This window comes from Bartonella sp. bp_1 (assembly GCF_055808085.1).
The window spans coordinates 1,279,530-1,295,578 of sequence record NZ_CM147851.1 but is presented as its reverse complement, the minus strand read 5'-3'; the positions used below and the strand labels follow the sequence as shown (position 1 = coordinate 1,295,578).

General features: G+C 45.6%; 17 protein-coding genes and 1 other RNA gene. 5 read left to right on the top strand and 13 right to left on the bottom strand.

What is annotated here, in order from left to right:
• Nucleotides 1–59: 59 nt before the first annotated feature.
• Nucleotides 60–1,880, bottom strand: coding sequence for an aminopeptidase P family protein (locus ACYZ97_RS06460; RefSeq protein WP_473297553.1), 1,821 nt, complete (start codon nt 1,878–1,880; stop codon nt 60–62).
• Between the two features lie 88 nt (nt 1,881–1,968).
• Between ACYZ97_RS06460 and ACYZ97_RS06455 the strand changes: the two genes are divergently transcribed.
• On the top strand, nt 1,969–2,232 hold the full coding sequence (locus ACYZ97_RS06455) for a hypothetical protein (protein ID WP_473297551.1): 264 nt from the start codon (nt 1,969–1,971) through the stop codon (nt 2,230–2,232).
• 27 nt (nt 2,233–2,259) lie between these two features.
• On the top strand, nt 2,260–3,015 hold the full coding sequence (locus ACYZ97_RS06450; protein WP_473300651.1) for an alpha/beta hydrolase: 756 nt from the start codon (nt 2,260–2,262) through the stop codon (nt 3,013–3,015).
• 36 nt (nt 3,016–3,051) lie between these two features.
• Here ACYZ97_RS06450 and ACYZ97_RS06445 read toward each other — a convergent pair whose 3' ends face one another.
• Nucleotides 3,052–3,921, bottom strand: a complete 870-nt coding sequence (locus tag ACYZ97_RS06445; protein ID WP_473297550.1) for a 50S ribosomal protein L11 methyltransferase — start codon at nt 3,919–3,921, stop codon at nt 3,052–3,054.
• Nucleotides 3,922–3,923: 2 nt separating this feature from the next.
• Nucleotides 3,924–4,505: an SCO family protein gene (locus tag ACYZ97_RS06440; RefSeq protein ID WP_473297548.1), complete on the bottom strand. Its 582-nt coding sequence runs from the start codon at nt 4,503–4,505 to the stop codon at nt 3,924–3,926.
• Between the two features lie 153 nt (nt 4,506–4,658).
• On the opposite strand from ACYZ97_RS06440, the gene ACYZ97_RS06435 reads away from it, so the two are divergent.
• A complete protein-coding gene (locus ACYZ97_RS06435; protein WP_473297546.1) occupies nt 4,659–5,282 on the top strand; it encodes a DapH/DapD/GlmU-related protein in 624 nt (207 codons plus the stop codon).
• A gap of 145 nt (nt 5,283–5,427) precedes the next feature.
• Here the strand turns inward: ACYZ97_RS06435 and ACYZ97_RS06430 are convergent, their stop codons facing one another.
• From ACYZ97_RS06430 to ACYZ97_RS06420, 3 genes are all read right to left on the bottom strand, one after another.
• Nucleotides 5,428–6,483: an alpha/beta hydrolase family protein gene (locus tag ACYZ97_RS06430; protein WP_473297544.1), complete on the bottom strand. Its 1,056-nt coding sequence runs from the start codon at nt 6,481–6,483 to the stop codon at nt 5,428–5,430.
• Between the two features lie 34 nt (nt 6,484–6,517).
• Nucleotides 6,518–6,757 (bottom strand): hypothetical protein, encoded by a 240-nt coding sequence (locus tag ACYZ97_RS06425; protein WP_473297542.1) that lies wholly within the window; start codon nt 6,755–6,757, stop codon nt 6,518–6,520.
• 153 nt (nt 6,758–6,910) lie between these two features.
• Nucleotides 6,911–9,394, bottom strand: coding sequence for an ATP-dependent helicase (locus ACYZ97_RS06420; RefSeq protein ID WP_473297540.1), 2,484 nt, complete (start codon nt 9,392–9,394; stop codon nt 6,911–6,913).
• A 103-nt stretch (nt 9,395–9,497) separates the two neighbouring features.
• On the opposite strand from ACYZ97_RS06420, the gene ACYZ97_RS06415 reads away from it, so the two are divergent.
• Entirely contained in the window at nt 9,498–9,950 is a 453-nt protein-coding gene (locus ACYZ97_RS06415; protein WP_473297538.1) for a hypothetical protein, read from the top strand.
• Here ACYZ97_RS06415 and ACYZ97_RS06410 read toward each other — a convergent pair.
• The 5 genes from ACYZ97_RS06410 to ssrA form a co-directional block, all read right to left on the bottom strand.
• Nucleotides 9,907–11,004, bottom strand: a complete 1,098-nt coding sequence (locus ACYZ97_RS06410) for a serine/threonine protein kinase (RefSeq protein WP_473297536.1) — start codon at nt 11,002–11,004, stop codon at nt 9,907–9,909. The genes ACYZ97_RS06415 and ACYZ97_RS06410 overlap by 44 nt on opposite strands.
• Before the next feature lie 27 nt (nt 11,005–11,031).
• On the bottom strand, nt 11,032–11,301 hold the full coding sequence (locus ACYZ97_RS06405) for a ribbon-helix-helix domain-containing protein (RefSeq protein ID WP_473297534.1): 270 nt from the start codon (nt 11,299–11,301) through the stop codon (nt 11,032–11,034).
• Nucleotides 11,282–11,491: a DUF4169 family protein gene (locus ACYZ97_RS06400; protein ID WP_473297532.1), complete on the bottom strand. Its 210-nt coding sequence runs from the start codon at nt 11,489–11,491 to the stop codon at nt 11,282–11,284. The genes ACYZ97_RS06405 and ACYZ97_RS06400 overlap by 20 nt, the downstream gene beginning before the upstream one ends.
• 26 nt (nt 11,492–11,517) lie before the next feature.
• Nucleotides 11,518–12,087, bottom strand: a complete 570-nt coding sequence (locus ACYZ97_RS06395; RefSeq protein ID WP_473297531.1) for an SspB family protein — start codon at nt 12,085–12,087, stop codon at nt 11,518–11,520.
• A gap of 193 nt (nt 12,088–12,280) precedes the next feature.
• Nucleotides 12,281–12,637: a transfer-messenger RNA gene (ssrA, locus tag ACYZ97_RS06390) on the bottom strand.
• 84 nt (nt 12,638–12,721) lie between these two features.
• Here ssrA and ACYZ97_RS06385 point away from each other — a divergent pair.
• The gene (locus tag ACYZ97_RS06385; protein WP_473297529.1) at nt 12,722–13,030 is read left to right on the top strand and encodes a DUF2853 family protein; all 309 of its coding nucleotides are present in this window, start codon (nt 12,722–12,724) and stop codon (nt 13,028–13,030) included.
• Between the two features lie 49 nt (nt 13,031–13,079).
• Here ACYZ97_RS06385 and ACYZ97_RS06380 read toward each other — a convergent pair whose 3' ends face one another.
• Both ACYZ97_RS06380 and ACYZ97_RS06375 read right to left on the bottom strand, forming a co-directional pair.
• Nucleotides 13,080–14,387 (bottom strand): MFS family transporter, encoded by a 1,308-nt coding sequence (locus ACYZ97_RS06380; protein ID WP_473297527.1) that lies wholly within the window; start codon nt 14,385–14,387, stop codon nt 13,080–13,082.
• Between the two features lie 185 nt (nt 14,388–14,572).
• Nucleotides 14,573–15,889, bottom strand: coding sequence for an MFS family transporter (locus ACYZ97_RS06375; protein WP_473297525.1), 1,317 nt, complete (start codon nt 15,887–15,889; stop codon nt 14,573–14,575).
• Nucleotides 15,890–16,049: the final 160 nt, after the last annotated feature.

The window sequence follows — 16,049 nt, the reverse complement described above, 5'->3', positions numbered from 1 at the left end:
TTCAAGAAAGCGCATGTTTTTTTTAAGGATTATTGGGATAGGTACCTATATGGAGATTTTTATATCTCTGCCGTTGCCGCTTTCAGCCACGCTTTATCATCTTCGTTAAGATGCGGGCTAATTTCAGCGCAGACACGCTGGTGGTAGGCATTCAACCAGCTTAGCTCTTCACGTGTGAGCAGTTCCACGGCAATCAGCCGCCGGTCGATGGGGCATAAGGTTAGAGTTTCAAAGGAGCGCATTTTAATTTCGCCACCTTGCAAAGGCTGTTCTTTTTTTACGATTAATAGATTTTCAATGCGGATGCCAAAAGCGTCTTCGCGATAATAACCCGGCTCGTTGGAGATAATCATACCGGGAAGAAGTTCCTGTGTGCCACGCTTTGAAAGGTTTTGCGGCCCTTCGTGTACAGATAGATAGGAACCAATACCGTGGCCTGTGCCATGACCATAATCAAGCCCGGCCTTCCATAGGTTGATACGGGCGAGCACATCAATGTCCTGTCCGCGTGTGCCAACAGGAAAATGCGCCATCGACATGGCAATCATGCCTTTGAGGACGAGCGTAAAACAGCGTTTTTCTTGGCCTCCCACTTCGCCGATAGCAACGGTTCGGGTGACATCGGTGGTGCCGTCACGGTATTGCGCACCGGAATCGACAAGATAAAGTTCGCCCTCATTTAAGGGACGGTCGGTTTGCGTAGTAACACGGTAATGGATGATGGCACCATTCGGTCCGCTGCCTGAAATTGTGTCAAAGGAGAGGTCTTCCAGCTTTGACCCCATCTCCGTGGCCGTTTCTGCGCGGAGTGTTTCAAGTTTTTGCGCTGTGCTGATTTCTGTCATTGTGCCGCTTTTTTGTCGGTCAAGCCATGCAAAAAAACGAACCAGTGCGACACCGTCACGCTTATGCGCATGGCGTGATCCTGCAAGTTCTGCTGTGTTTTTGACAGCGCGGGGCAGCCTTGCAGGATCAGACATTTCAATGATCTTGCCATTTTGGCTGATAATCTGGCGGATTTTTTCCGCCGTCAATAAAGGATCAAGCGCAATATGGAGTTTTTTATTGGACAATTCTTCCAGATGGGGGACAAAGTTTTCTGGCGGCAGAATTGCACACGAGGCTTCAAGATAGGTGCGAACCTGTTGGTCTAACTTGGCAGGTTCAATGAAAAGCTCTGCCTTGCCATCAGCATAGATGATCGTAAAAGAAAGCGTAAAAGGCGTGTTGGAAACATCCTTTCCGCGAATATTGAATGTCCATGCAATGGATGATGGATCAGTCAGAACAACGGCATCAACCTTTTTGTTCTTAAGGGTTTGACAGAGTGTTGCAAGCTTGGTCTTTGCCTCAATACCTGCAAATTCAAGCGGTTGAATGGATACCGGTGTGATGGGAGCGGCAGGCTGGTCATCCCAGATCACATCAACCGGATTTTCCTCAACCGCAATTAGTTTGCCGTTTGCTGCTTTCAAGGCATCTTTCAAATTTGCAACATCGGCGATTGTGTGCAGCCATGGATCAAATCCGATTTTGAGACCGCTGCCATTTTCTCGTAACCACTGTGCAGGAGGATGGTTGACAAGATCATCATATTGGAAAATGGCCGGATCGGTTTGGCTTTTAACCTGCAATGTATAACGGCCATCAACAAAGATAATTGCTGTTGTTTTCATAATCAAAGCCATGCCAGCAGAGCCGGTAAAACCGGTTGTATAGCTAAGCCTTTTAGAGCGCGGTGCAACATATTCGCCTTGATATTCATCCGCACGCGGCACAAGAAAACCGTCAAGTCCCAGTCGATCTATTTCCGCACGCAATCTTTGTACACGGACAGCAGATTTTGTCGGGTCGCTTTTGACGTCGAATGACTGGAACATGAAAATCTCTTTGCTCTTGTAACGCATTTATGGGGTTCGTATATAGTTGTTATATCAGTAAATTATTCTGGCCAACAAGGAAGAATTCATGAAGAAATATGCGCCTCTTATCAATTTATTATTGTTGTCGATTTTGCCTCTTTCATCGAGCGCTTTGGCGCAGGAAGATGGTCGCTTGATTCTTGAATACTATCTTCCGGTTCCGCAAACAATCAGTCAACAAGCACAAAAATTGATAAAGCAACCGCCTGATCCCGCGTTTTTGGAACGTCCCCAAACGGCTGAAGAATGGAAAAGCTGGGTTGCAAAAAATGCTGCGGCGGTAGAACAGTCCTTGCCGGCTTTAGAGTAAGCTTTAAAAGTTAAGGTTGAAAAACAGATCATTGATAATGTACCGGTCTATATTGTTACGCCCGAGATACTTGCACCCCAAAACAAAAATCGTATCATTCTCAATTTTCATGGTGGCGGCTACGTGTTAAATCCGGGCAAAGCCAGTGCTTATGAAGCCATGATGATGGCTGGGTATAACCATATTAAAGTGATTGCGGTTGATTATCGTATGCCACCCGATCATCCCTATCCAGCAGCGCTGGATGATGTGATGAGTGTCTATAAAAAAGTTATAAAAGATTATAAGCCGGAATATGTAGGATTGGACGGTGCTTCAACTGATGGTGGCTTGGTACTGGCATCGGTTTTACGTGCCAAGGCAGAAGGGTTACCGCTGCCAGCAGCCATTGCACCGGGAACGCCATGGTCGGATTTAACGAAAACGGGTGATAGCTATTTTGTTAATGATACAGTTGATAATTTACTCAATCGTTATGAAAGTTGGATTGAGGATGCAGCCAAGCTTTATGCTAATGGCCATGATTTAAAGGACCCGATGTTATCGCCTGTCTATGGCGACTTTTCCAATTTTCCGCCAACGCTTTTAACAACAGGAACGCGCGATCTCTTTTTGAGTAATACAGCACGTGTTCAACGCAAATTGCTGGATGCGGGTGTTGAAACTGAAATGGTAGTTTTTGAAGGCCTATCACATTTTCAATATATGATCTTGCCGGAAGCCGAGACAAAGCAACATTTTGCCGATGTGGATCGCTTTTTCAATAAGCATCTGGCGGAATAAAAAAGCCCCATTCGTAAGAATGGGGCGCTCTATACATCAATGTTTGAGATGGATGGTGACCCATCCTTCTTTATGGGTCGTGCGTATGTGTTGAAGCCCTGCCTGAATATAGGCTTCAACCACTTTGGCTTCCTGTTCATCCAATATGCCGGAGAGGATCATTGAGCCATTCGGTGCAAGCGCTTTTGCCATTTCAGGGGCAAGTTCGATCAGCGGATTGGCTAGAATATTAGCAACGACCAGATCAAAAGGCGCGCGTGCGGCAAGATCGGGATGATCAAAGCCGGTTGCCACAACCGTTGTAATATGATCGGCAACTTTGTTGAGCGCAATATTCTCATCTGTGACCTGAATAGCAATCGGATCAATATCGCTGGCAACAATCTCGATTGGTTCTATCAGGGCAATGCCAATGGCAAGGACGCCGCTTCCGGTTCCAAGATCCAGTGCGTTTTTCGGGTTCTCAACCTTCAAAACATCTTCAATCATCTCAAGGCAGCCAGCCGTTGTACCATGATGGCCGGTGCCAAAAGCCTGTCCGGCATCAATCTCGATCGCGAGATCATTTGGCTGTACCTTGTCACGGTCATGGCTGCCATGAACAAAGAAGCGGCCGGCACGCACGGGTTTCAGACCGGCGAGGGAATGGCTGACCCAGTCAATGTCAGGCAGAATTTCTGTCTCGATGGCGCTGGGTGCAACATGGATAATCGTTGCCATCCTTTGTTTGAGACTTTCACTCTCACTGCTGTCTATATAAATCGAGGTTTCATAGATTGCTTTTGCTTCGTCAATTTCGGTGATGGCAACGGGATAACCATCATCTTCCAGCGCAGTATCGAGAAGAGCATAATAATGTTCAGCCGTTTTTTTATCGGCACTTATAGACAGGCGGTGTTGCGACAAGATCAGCCTCCGGCAAGATTTTTCAATTTCTCTACGGCAGATTGCTGGCGTTCATCTGCTCCGTTGGGGTCATAGGCAATGTAGCCTGCCATTTTCCCACCTTTGCGAAGCAATAATACCGCCGCCGTGTGGTCATAGGTATAATCACCATCGATACCGGGTACAAGCAGAGCTGTAATATTGAATCCTTTGACAGCTTCATGAACCTTTTTTGGATCGCCGCTGATGCCGATAATATGGTTTGTGAAGCCTTCCAGATAATTATGCATGACTTCCGGAGTGTCACGCTCGGGGTCTACAGTAAAAAACCATATGCCCAGCTTATTGGCAGTTTCAGGGCCTAGCTTGTCAATCCAGCCGGTTATGTCCATTAAGGTTGTCGGGCAGACATCGGGACAGTTGGTATAGCCGAAAAATACGACTGCCGGTTTGGCATAAATATCATCCAAGGTCACTTTTTGACCGTTGGAATCTGTTAGCTCAAAAGGCGTGCCGAAGGGTTTGGGACCATAAAAATGATTGTAACTGGTGACAGCTGCAATGAAGAGAATGGTAGCAAGAACAGTATATATAACGTTTTTCATTTGAGACCTTAACCAAAACAGCAAAGCATGATTGAGATAGAGGACGTTTTTAGCGCATAATGAAAGAAGCAATGCGTGTAAGCGGTTGGTATAGATTATAGCGGTTGGCGAAGGGCGCTTCAACTGTAAAGGTAAAGAAAAAAGGTCGCAGCCATGAATACAGATCAACGCTATCATGATAGTGAACCCCGGATTCATACAACAGCCAGATTACATGGGGCGAAACTGGGACGTTATGTTGAAATCGGCGAGCGTGTCATCCTTCGTGATGTAACGGTAGGCGATTTTTCCTACTTCGAGCGTCAGGGCGAGGCGATCTATAGTGATATAGGCCGTTTCTGCTCGATTGCTGCCAATGTACGCATCAATGCCTTGGAACATCCTATGCAGCGGGTCAGCCAGCATAAAATGACTTATCGTCCTAATGAATATTTTCGTTTTATGACACTTGATTCCGATTTTCGGGAATATCGCCATAACAAGCGTGTCACCATCGGTCATGATGTCTGGGTCGGGCATGGGGCGGTTATCAAACCGGGTATTACTATTGGCCACGGGGCTGTTGTGGGAGCCAATGCGGTGGTGACAAAAGATGTCATACCTTATGAGATTGTTGCCGGTGTTCCTGCCAAGCGTATTCGCATGCGCTTTCGCGGTGAGACGATCCAGAAACTGCTTGATCTTGATTGGTGGAATTGGTCGCTCAATGAGCTTTATGAAGCCATTCCGGATATGCAAAATATGCATGTCGATGATTTTATCGCCAAGTGGAAGTGACTTTTATGTCGCCCAAAATTACAGCCGGAGAAGTTTCCGGCATGGTATTATATGGTGCCAAGGCTGTTTTGCAAGGACAGTTGAAAGATGTGAAGAATTTGTTGGTCGACAATTTTGTAAAATAAATCAATCAACAATGTTTCTGTCAGCGCCCGATATTTTGTGAAATGCTTTTGATATCGTCTGTTGAGAATGTGATATTGGTTTTATCACCCGTATCGGCCACTATTTTTTCGGCAATCAGTTTGACTGCCGCATGGAGATAGTTGAAGTGATCGGCATCGGGAATTTCATAGATAGAGAATGGGATAGATGCGTTTTGTGCAACCTGTTCGACTTCTTCAAATTCCCTCCACCAGCTTTCGCTGCCTTCAAAATAGAAAGTAGGTGATTTTATGTCGTTGATAAAACGACGTGGCGAACGCAGATTGAACTCCTCATCTGTTTCAGGAAAGGGCATGTCAACAGCGGTTGGGCCATAACTTAAACGGGTTTTGAGATCCGGCACGCCGCCAAGCGAAAAGGCGGCGCGGAAGCCATCGATATATTCATTGCCAAGCAGCACATTGGTGCCGCCGGTACTATGACCGATAAGATAGATACGTTTTGGATCGACATAAGGCTGGCTTTTAAGGTAATTGAGAGCAAATTCCAGATCATCCAATTCGCCTAGAAACATTTCGAATGTACCGGGATTACGGTTTTCTCCACGAAATGAAGGCACCATCATAACAATACCGGCTTCGCGCAAGCCGCGGCCGCTTTGATCATTACCTTTATCCAAAGGTTCCCAGAGCCATGGGCCAATGCCACCATAACCACCATGCAGCCATATAACGGCCGGATGTTGTTTTCCATCCTTGGGATCGGGTGTGACATAGGCTGCCATGTCACCATCCTGCGCCTTATAGTGAACTAAATTAAATATATCTGATGGTGGTGTGTCCGGATATTTATGGTCCGTGAGAACACGTTTATATTGTGGCTTTTTATGTTGGATATGGGCTTCACGCAGGCTAATGGGGGAAAGCGCGAAAGAAGGTCCGCCGGCAAGTTTTATCGCCAGCTGGTTTAAAACCGGAATTTGTGAAAGTCTTGGTAATGAATAATCTCCCCGTGAAATATTTTGTCCCCAGCTCCATCCGGTGACGGCGACAATAAAGATGGCGATAAGGCGGATGGCTCTAATAACGACTTTCATATAGATCTATTCCGATTTTTAAAATTGTGCTGTTTCAGGCTTTTGCTGATTTGTTTGATGCTTTTTTGTTTTGGAAATAAAGCAGTAGCCAACCAATCGGTGCGATGAAAATAGCAAAGCTCCAGCAAAGCAACATTGTTATAAATTTCACTATGACAAAAATTGGTAAATATGAAATAATGATATTGTCGCCAACAATGTAGTTGACCACCGTTTCATAAGCTAGGCGAGCATAAGGGTAGAGCACTGTGTTGACGGCAAGAATAATGGTCATGGCCCATAATTTAGTGATCATTTTATGATTGAAAATATATACAAATACGAAAAAAAGAGGCCGAAAATAAAGTGCCTTATATAGATTTTTTTGTCCATGCCGAAAATTGAATAGGTGATTACTTTTTTCATGGTGCTCCCATTTTCTAAGTAGTTATGTTTTTTTCTCGACAAAAGAATCAAGAACGCGCTTTTGCCCTGCTTTATCAAAATCAATGGTCAGCTTGTTACCATCGATGACAACGATATTGCCATTGCCGAACTTCATATGGAAAACACGATCACCGATCGTGAAGGCTGAAACTGTGGAAGAAACCGATTTGGCTAATAATTCCCCATCGATTGTTTTTGCCTTTGCAGAGCCTTTTCCTGCTCCAAAACCGGAATCGACCTCGCCATAACCGATGCGTTCTATATGGGCGCCTGAACGCGTTCCCCAATTGTTGCGTGTCGCATCATTGGCGTTTTTCTGTGCCCGCTGCCATCCGGGTGTTGAGTAATTGTTCTCAAATGGGTCTTGCCGGTCAAAACGCGATTGACCATAGCCGCCATATGATGTTTCTACCTCGGCGATCTCGACATGGCTTTCGGGCAATTCTTCGAGAAAGCGTGATGGTACGGTCGTTTGCCAAAGGCCGTGGATACGACGGTTGGAAACGAACCAGATATGTAGATTTTTTTTGGCTCTTGTCAGGCCAACATAGGCGAGGCGGCGTTCTTCTTCCAGCCCCGAACGCCCACCTTCGTCAAGAGAACGCTGATGAGGAAACAGACCTTCTTCCCAACCGGGCAGAAAGACTGTGTCAAACTCCAGCCCCTTTGCTGAATGAAGCGTCATGATATTGACAGCATCAAGATCTTCGTTCTGCTCTGTATCCATGACCAGCGATATATGTTCAAGGAAAGAGCGCAGGCTTTCAAAATTCTCCATCGAGCGGATTAATTCTTTTAGATTTTCAAGGCGTCCTGGAGCATCGGCCGATTTGTCATTTTGCCACATGGCTGTATAGCCCGATTCATCAAGCACCATTTCTGCCAGTTCTGTATGGGGCGTGTTATCAAGCAAGTTCTGCCATCGGCGGAAATTCTCGACGACCGATCGCAATGCACTGCGGGCTTTTGGCTTTAGTTCGTCGGTTTCGATCATTTCTGCAGCGGTTGCCAGCATTGGTAAACCACGCAATCGCGCCGTGTCATGTAATTGGCGGATTGTCGCTTCTCCAAGACCGCGCTTGGGGGTGTTGACAATACGCTCAAAGGCAAGATCATCAGCCGGTTGGGTGATAATCCGCATATAGGCAATCGCATCACGGATTTCCATGCGCTCATAAAAGCGTGGGCCGCCAATAACGCGGTAGTTGAGGCCCAATGTTATAAAACGGTCTTCAAACTCACGCATCTGGAATGAGGCACGCACCAATATCGCCATATCGTTCAAGGCATGGCCATGGCGCTGCAATTGTTCAATTTCTTCGCCAACGGCACGCGCTTCTTCTTCTGAATCCCATGCCGCATGAACCTTGACCTTGTTTTCATCGGCGTTATTGCGATCGGTAAAAAGTGTTTTGCCAAGACGTCCCTCATTATGTGCAATCAGATGGGAAGCCGCGCCCAGAATATGGGCGGTCGAACGGTAGTTACGCTCCAGCCTGATAACGGTGGCACCAGGAAAGTCCTTTTCAAAGCGCAGGATGTTGTCGACTTCTGCCCCACGCCAGCCATAAATCGACTGATCATCGTCACCGACACAGCACAGATTGACTTTTTCTTTTTGTGGACGTTGCGCAAGTAAGCGTAACCATAAATATTGAGCCGTATTGGTATCTTGATATTCGTCGACAAGAATATAGCGAAATTTTTTATGGTATTCGCGTAATATATCGGGATGGTGTTGGAAAATGCGGATCGGGTGGAGTAGCAGATCACCAAAATCGCAGGCATTGAGTGTTTTCAATCGTTCCTGATAGGCATGATAAAGTTCACGTCCGCGACCATTGCCGAAGGAGCGGGCATCACCTTCCGAAATTTGGTTGGGTGACAGCCCTTTATTCTTCCAGCCATCAATCATCAGTGCCAATTGACGCGGCGGCCAGCGTTTGTCATCCAGCCCTTCGGCCTGAATGAGTTGTTTGAGCAGACGGTTGACATCATCGGTATCAAGAATAGAGAAATCGGTATTGAGGCCGGTAAGTTCGGCATGGCGTCGCAATAGCTTGACGCCAATTGAGTGAAATGTGCCAAGCCACGGCATGCCTTCAATGGCACCGCCGACCAGATCGCCAATACGATGCTTCATTTCCCGTGCCGCCTTGTTGGTGAAGGTGACGGCCAAGATTTGGCTGGGATAGGCGTGGCCGAGAGATAAAATATGGGCGATACGTGTGGTGAGAACGCGTGTCTTTCCGGTGCCTGCACCGGCAAGAACCAGAACAGGCCCTTCTGTTGTTACAACAGCCTGACGTTGTTCAGGATTAAGGTTTTGAAGATAGTCGGGTTCTTTTTGGGTGGCTTGGCGTGCAGCCATAGCACGGGCGGCGATTCCGCCTCCTGTTACATGATTCGTAGATTCCCCACCTGATAGTACTGGTTTGGGGGACTCATCATCGAAAAATGGTATATCATCGGGAAAATCGCTCATGGTGGTGATTTAAATCTTTTATAGCGGGAATGCTAGGTTCTTGTTTTGTTTTACACGCAAAAACATGCTAGCCAATGCTGGATGGAACCGGAAATGATCATAAATGCAGGCGATAGCTGTCTTTCTTCTTTATCTGGCGAGTTTTAATGCTCTTATGTCATATGTCGGTAATACCTGTACGATGGGGGATGCCGATGTTGCAGAGCTTATTGTGTTGTCGGTCATTCTTTTTCTTGTTGCTGCGGGTATCCTACTTTGGCGTGGTGCAGGAACACTGACAAAAATATGCCTGCTGCCGCTTGGCCTTTTCTCATTCTATCTGATTTATCTTGCTTGGGGATTTTATAAGTTTGCCGTGGTCGAAGGAATAGGATTTTGCGCGGCTATTTATCCAGGCTATGGTGCGGATGATATGCCGATAACGTTCGCAGAAAAACGGTTGGCCATTTTATGGCTTATCTATGCGCTGGCGTTTGCTGTTTTATGTCTATTTATTTTATGCCGAAAAAATATTAATGCCGGTTCGTCTCATATTCCCAGACGCGACGGTCGGTAAAGTTAAGGCGCTTGGTTGCGATGGTTTTTATAATATGGCCCATTTCCGGTTCACGCTCGATCAAGGCTTCCAGATCATTGACTTCATTCATGGCGATAAGTTTCAATATGTCATCGCGTATTGTACCGTCAGCGCGTCGCGGTAATTCTTTTACCGGCTGGATCAGTTCGACCTTTTGTCCTTTGAGAAGCGGACGAATGGCTTTTTCATCAAGTTCTGTCTCGACAAAGGCATAGAGGCCAACCCCCTTGGCAGGCAATGAATAGGTGGCTAGTGCAAAATCGTGAATTTTGTCGTTATTCATGAAAGCTTCACGAATAAGTGGTCCTTGGTCCTGAATTCGATCGCCTGTTCCTTCACCATCTGACCAGTTAAAAACACCTTTGGTCCAGAAATTATAAAATCGTTTGCCTGTTGCCATCCATAAACGTGACGGCCATGAGCGTTGTTTGGCAATGCGTTTTTCGGTTGGTGACATCAAGCTCTTTGCAAAGCTTTTTTTCTGCTTGATCAGGTGGCGAAAATCTTCGTAGGCAAAATACCGGTATAGGAGGCCACGTCTTTTATGAACGCTGGCAAGCTGGAAGTCGATAATTGCAGCTTCACCTTCTGGTGTCATGAGCCAGTTTTGTGGTTTGGCAAGATCGTTGTGGGTGATCCCCATACGCCGCATATTGCGTAAGATTTTATGGGCACTCAAATAAAATTCACGATGGTCGGGTCGTGCCAGATGCAAAGGCGTTCCTTCCGTCCATGAACGGTATAGGCCATCGCGGTCGACGGCAATCAGTTGCGGTACACCTTTCAGACCGCGCACTTTTTTCAAGCCGCGGATTTCACGCTTTGCCAATATCCATGCCAAGGGGCGTGACCACCAAGGTGATGCGGTAACAATACGACGGATGATACGCGTTTCTGGATCATTGATAAAATAACCGGCCCGTGTTTCTGAAAAGACATCACGCTTCAATACAGCTGAGACAACAAACTCTGGCAGATCAGCTGGATCTGGCAGGGGTGGGGTAGGGCTATGCTGATCTTGAAAATGTTCCATATAGACGCGTTAGCTTGTTCGCTCGTTTTAATCAAGCAACCGGTTAGGTTGTTCATGGCTTTCTAACGCATGGCGTAAGACATAAAGACGCAAAGCCGATGAAAGATTAACGCCGGATTGTCTCGTCACGTCAATGGATTGTACAAGCTTTGCGAAGGAAATACCGCGTTCTTGTGCCATGTTTGTCAAAATTTCAATGAAGGGCGGTTCGAGCGAAAAGCTCGTGGCATGCCGCCCGAGGCGTACCGATATTTTTTTTAATTGAAGATCATTCCAGTCAATTTTCGATATCGTCATGATTGATTTTGATTTTTTTTATAAGTTTGCTCTGGTCAAGAAATTTGTTTATGCGGTCGTTTTCTTGTCCGTCCATATATTTTTGCGTTTTCGAGCGACCACATGTAACGCGGTTCTGATGGGCTTGTTGCTCTTCTTCGTCGCGTTTTTTGCGCTTTTTGAATTGACGCAGATTGATGATCTTGTTCATGTCCGATTCAATATGCAGATATAAAACTATTTATTTTTACGGAAAGCATCAAGCGAGACAACATCAGCGCTCGGCTTGTCAGTGTCTGCCTCGACATCGGGCGTATTGCTCTTTTCTTCTTTTGCTGTCTTGGCCGTTGATTTTACTGTTTTTTTGGCCGGACGTTTTTCTTTCTTTTCGATGGATGGTTTTTTGATAATGGTTTCTTCAACACTGTCGTTATCGCTTTGGGGCAGATCACCGGGTAGATCGAAAGCGGCTTCAAATGCTGCCGTAGGGTCATAGAAAACCTGTATAGCCGAAAAGGGAACAACCAGCTTTTCCGGTACATCACCAAAGGAAAGACTAACTTCGAAGTGATGGTCTGAGACCAGTAAATCCCAAAATTGGTGTTGCAGAACAATAGTCATATGGTCGGGATATCGTTCTTTAAGGCGTTGTGAAACTTTTACACCGGGGGCATTGGTCAAAAAAGTGATAAAAAAATGGTGCTCGCCAGGCAATCCTGCTTTCGCGACTTCGCTTAAAACTTTAGCGATCACACTGCGCAATGCGTTCTGAACAAGGATGTCATATCTGATTTGATCATGTACCATTGTTCAGTGTCCCTATATTTTTTCAATTGCTTTTAAGTTTATCAGCCATCTGATTGAATCAGCTGTAATGTATAGCTAGCATATTTTTTTTTCTATGCATCAGTTTAATCAAATGAAGAATACGTTTTGTTCAAGATTCTTGAAGCTTTTATGCGTTTTGATCTGAAAATGATTTTTTTGATTCAAGGGGTAAAGTGAAGGCTTCTGTTGCCAGGTGCCTTCGAACCCCGCTTAGACCTGCGACGGTCTAAGGCTTAAAGTGAAGTGTCGCACCGCAATTAAGCAGCGAGACGAGCTTCCGCATAGTTGTCATTTGCAACTACTAAGTTAGCCCGATAACGGTGGTACAATACCGAGTAAAAGAGCAGTCTTTACGCCCTTGTCGATCCTATTTCGCCCCCCTCATAAAACCATCCTTCTGGATGGTTTTATGGTGGAGGCGCCGGGTACCGCCCCCGGGTCCAATGGGTTTATTTCACAGTCCATTTATTACCATAGCCGGTAAACCGGCCCTTCATATATAGGCAAAAGCAAACAGGATGAAAAGCGCACAATTAAAAATAAATTTTTAAAATGGAACTTCTCTTCATCTTATTTGTTTCAATATGGAACAGAAGATAGAAGGAACTTTGAAATGTCTGATTTTATTCAGGATATTAAAAAATATGATGCCGCCCCAAATGAAGTGGCTGTTAATGCTATTGCCGCTAATTTGCGTCTTACCATGACCAATCGTGATGCACGTTATGTCTCGACATCGGATTCCAAGGAAGTTGAACTGGTTTGCAAGAATTTTGCGCAGAAAAAGCTGGGTGCCGATCCTGAATCTGCTGCCGTTGCGGTATCGCAAGCAGCTAAATCAATGGATGGTGTGAAGAATAAGAGTCGTGTGACTTTTTATTATTTGGTGGCTAAAAATCTGGAAGCCTTTGATCAGTTGTAAAAGTCATAAAAAACCCGGTTTACCGGGTTTTTTTATGGATCCGTAAAGGTCAGTGGATGTCATGACCTTGCAGATATCCACTTTTGCGTGCATCAGGCATGAGCAATGCGGCAATAAAGGATATAACCATCATGCCGGTGACATAATAATAGAAGATGCTTCCATAGCCGATATCCTTAAGCCAGAGAGCAATAGATTCTGCCGAGCCACCGAAAATCGCATTGGCAACCGCATAAGATAGGCCTACACCGAGTGCCCGTACGGAAGCGGGGAACATTTCGGCTTTCACGATACCACCAATGGACGTATACATACATGCAACACAAAGCATGGCGACGATGCCCATAAAGGCAACCCAAGTGCTCGTTGCATTGCCAATCAATGTCAAAGCCGGAATAGTGAGGACAATTGATAAAGCGCTCCAGATCAATAACGATGTACGGGTACCTATTTTGTCTGCCAAGGTTCCAAATACCGGTTGAAGAATCATGAAAATGAACAAGGCGCCAGTCATCAATGTTGTGGCTGTATGCTTGTCAAAACCTGTCGTTGTAATGAGGTATTTCTGCATATAGGTAGTGTAGGTGTAAAAAGTTAGTGAACCACCGGCTGTGAAGCCTACAACAAGGAAGAAAGCTTTGCCATGATTGCGGAGTAGACCAATAATGCTGCCGGCTTCAACGCTGGAACGGGTTTCTTTGGTCGAGGTTTCATGTAACGAACTTCGCAGGTAAAGCGCAACAATGGCTGCTAGACCACCAATGACGAATGGGATACGCCAGCCCCAAGCTTTCAACTCGTCTTCATTTAGATACAAAGCAAGAATAAAGACAACAAGGCTTGCCAGCAACTGACCTCCAACCAATGTCACATATTGGAATGAACTGAAAAAACCACGACGGCCTTTCAGCGCTACTTCGCTCATGTAAGTTGCTGTAGTACCGTATTCACCACCGACCGATAGGCCTTGCAGCATACGTACAAGCAGCAGCAGAACCGCAGCCATAACACCGATACTGTCATAGGTTGGCAGTATGGCAATCATGAATGAACCACCGCACATCATCAGAACCGATATAAGCATGGAGCGTTTGCGACCATAACGGTCCGCAATGCGACCAAACAACCACCCTCCGATCGGACGCATTAAAAATCCAATGAAGAAAACGCCAGCCGCTTTTAAAAGCTCGGCCACTGTATCGCCATTTGATGGGAAAAACTGTGATGCAAAGTAAATTGAGGTAAATGAATAAACGTAAAAGTCGTACCATTCAACAAGGTTGCCAGATGCGCTTGAAATAATGGCAAAAATGCGTTTGCGTGTATCATGCGGATCTTGTGTGGTATTGGTATTCATGAATGCTCCCAAAAATTAGTTTTGTATTTTAATTCCTCTATCAAACGTAAATGGGCACGTCATTAATTTTGTTTAAAATATGGCGTAAAATTGTGAAAACAGTGAAAAACAGTAGAAATCAAAAAGAAAACCCGGGCTGTTGCCTGGGAATTCTTATTGTGTATTTCAAGGGATAATATAAGGCGTTAATGGATGCCATGTCCTTGTAAGTAACCATTTTTGCGTGCATCTTTCATAACAAAGGCAGCGATAAAGGCGATCACCATCATAATCACAACATACCAGTAGAAATAGTTGTTATGCCCGACGTCTTTGAACCATAAGGCGACATATTCGGCAGAGCCGCCAAATAAGGCATTGGCTACAGCATAGGAAAAGCCGACGCCTAATGCACGTACTTCTGCAGGGAACATTTCTGCTTTTACAATGCCGCCAATAGAGGTGTACATGCAGGTTATGGCCAGCATGACGACAATCATCAAGAATGCAGCAAAGTGGCTATGGGTTTTACCTATAAAGCCAAGGGCGGGAACCGTCAGTATTACTGATAGGGTAGACCAAATAAGCAATGACGTACGAGTGCCGATTCTGTCGGCCAACATACCGAACAAAGGCTGCAAAACCATAAAGATAAACAGGGCGCCCAACATCAGTGCATTGGCTTCTTTGGGGGTGAAGTCGCTGGTGGTTACCAGATATTTCTGCATGTAGGTGGTGTAGGTGTAGAAGGTGAGCGAACCACCGGCTGTAAAGCCGACAACAAGAAGAAAAGCACGTGTGTGATTTTTTAATAAGGCGATAAGGCTGCCGGCTTCAACACGTGAACGTGTTTCTTTGGTTGATGTTTCATGTAAGGAGCGGCGTAGATAGAAAGCAACAAGTGCTGTAATCGCACCAATAAAGAAAGGAATGCGCCAACCCCATGCTTTCAACTCGGCATCATCAAGGAACATCTCCAGCATGACAACAACAAATACGGCTAATAACTGGCCGCCAACCAATGTTACATATTGAAACGAACTGAAAAAACCACGTCGACCTTTCAATGCGACTTCGCTCATATAGGTAGCGGTTGTTCCGTATTCACCGCCGACAGATAGACCTTGCAGCATGCGTACCAGTAAGAGCAGGATGCCAGCTATGTTTCCCCAACTCGCATAAGTGGGCAATATGGCAATGATCAGAGAACCAGCACACATCATGGTGACTGAGATCAACATGGAAACCTTGCGTCCATATTTATCGGCGATAAAGCCAAAGAGATATCCCCCGATTGGGCGCATTAAAAATCCGATAAAAAAGACACCAGCGGTTTTTAATAAAGCTGCAACTTGATCGTTGCCGGATGGATAGAATTGGTTAGCAAAATAGATTGAGGCAAATGCGTAGATATAAAAATCATACCACTCTACCAGATTGCCAGAAGCGCTGGCGACAATGGCAAAGATGCGTTTGCGTGTGTCGTGGGGATCTGGTGTGGATTGATCGTTGGTAATAGACATGAATACCTCCCGAAATCATACCTTGGCTTTTCCAATAATTTATACTCATTGCTAAATGAGACTAATCACATAGCAGTGAAAGGCTTATTGACGATGGTTGGGGGCGTTTTTATAGGAGACGCTGTCAACGGAGGAATGGGATGAGAATATTATGTGAAAA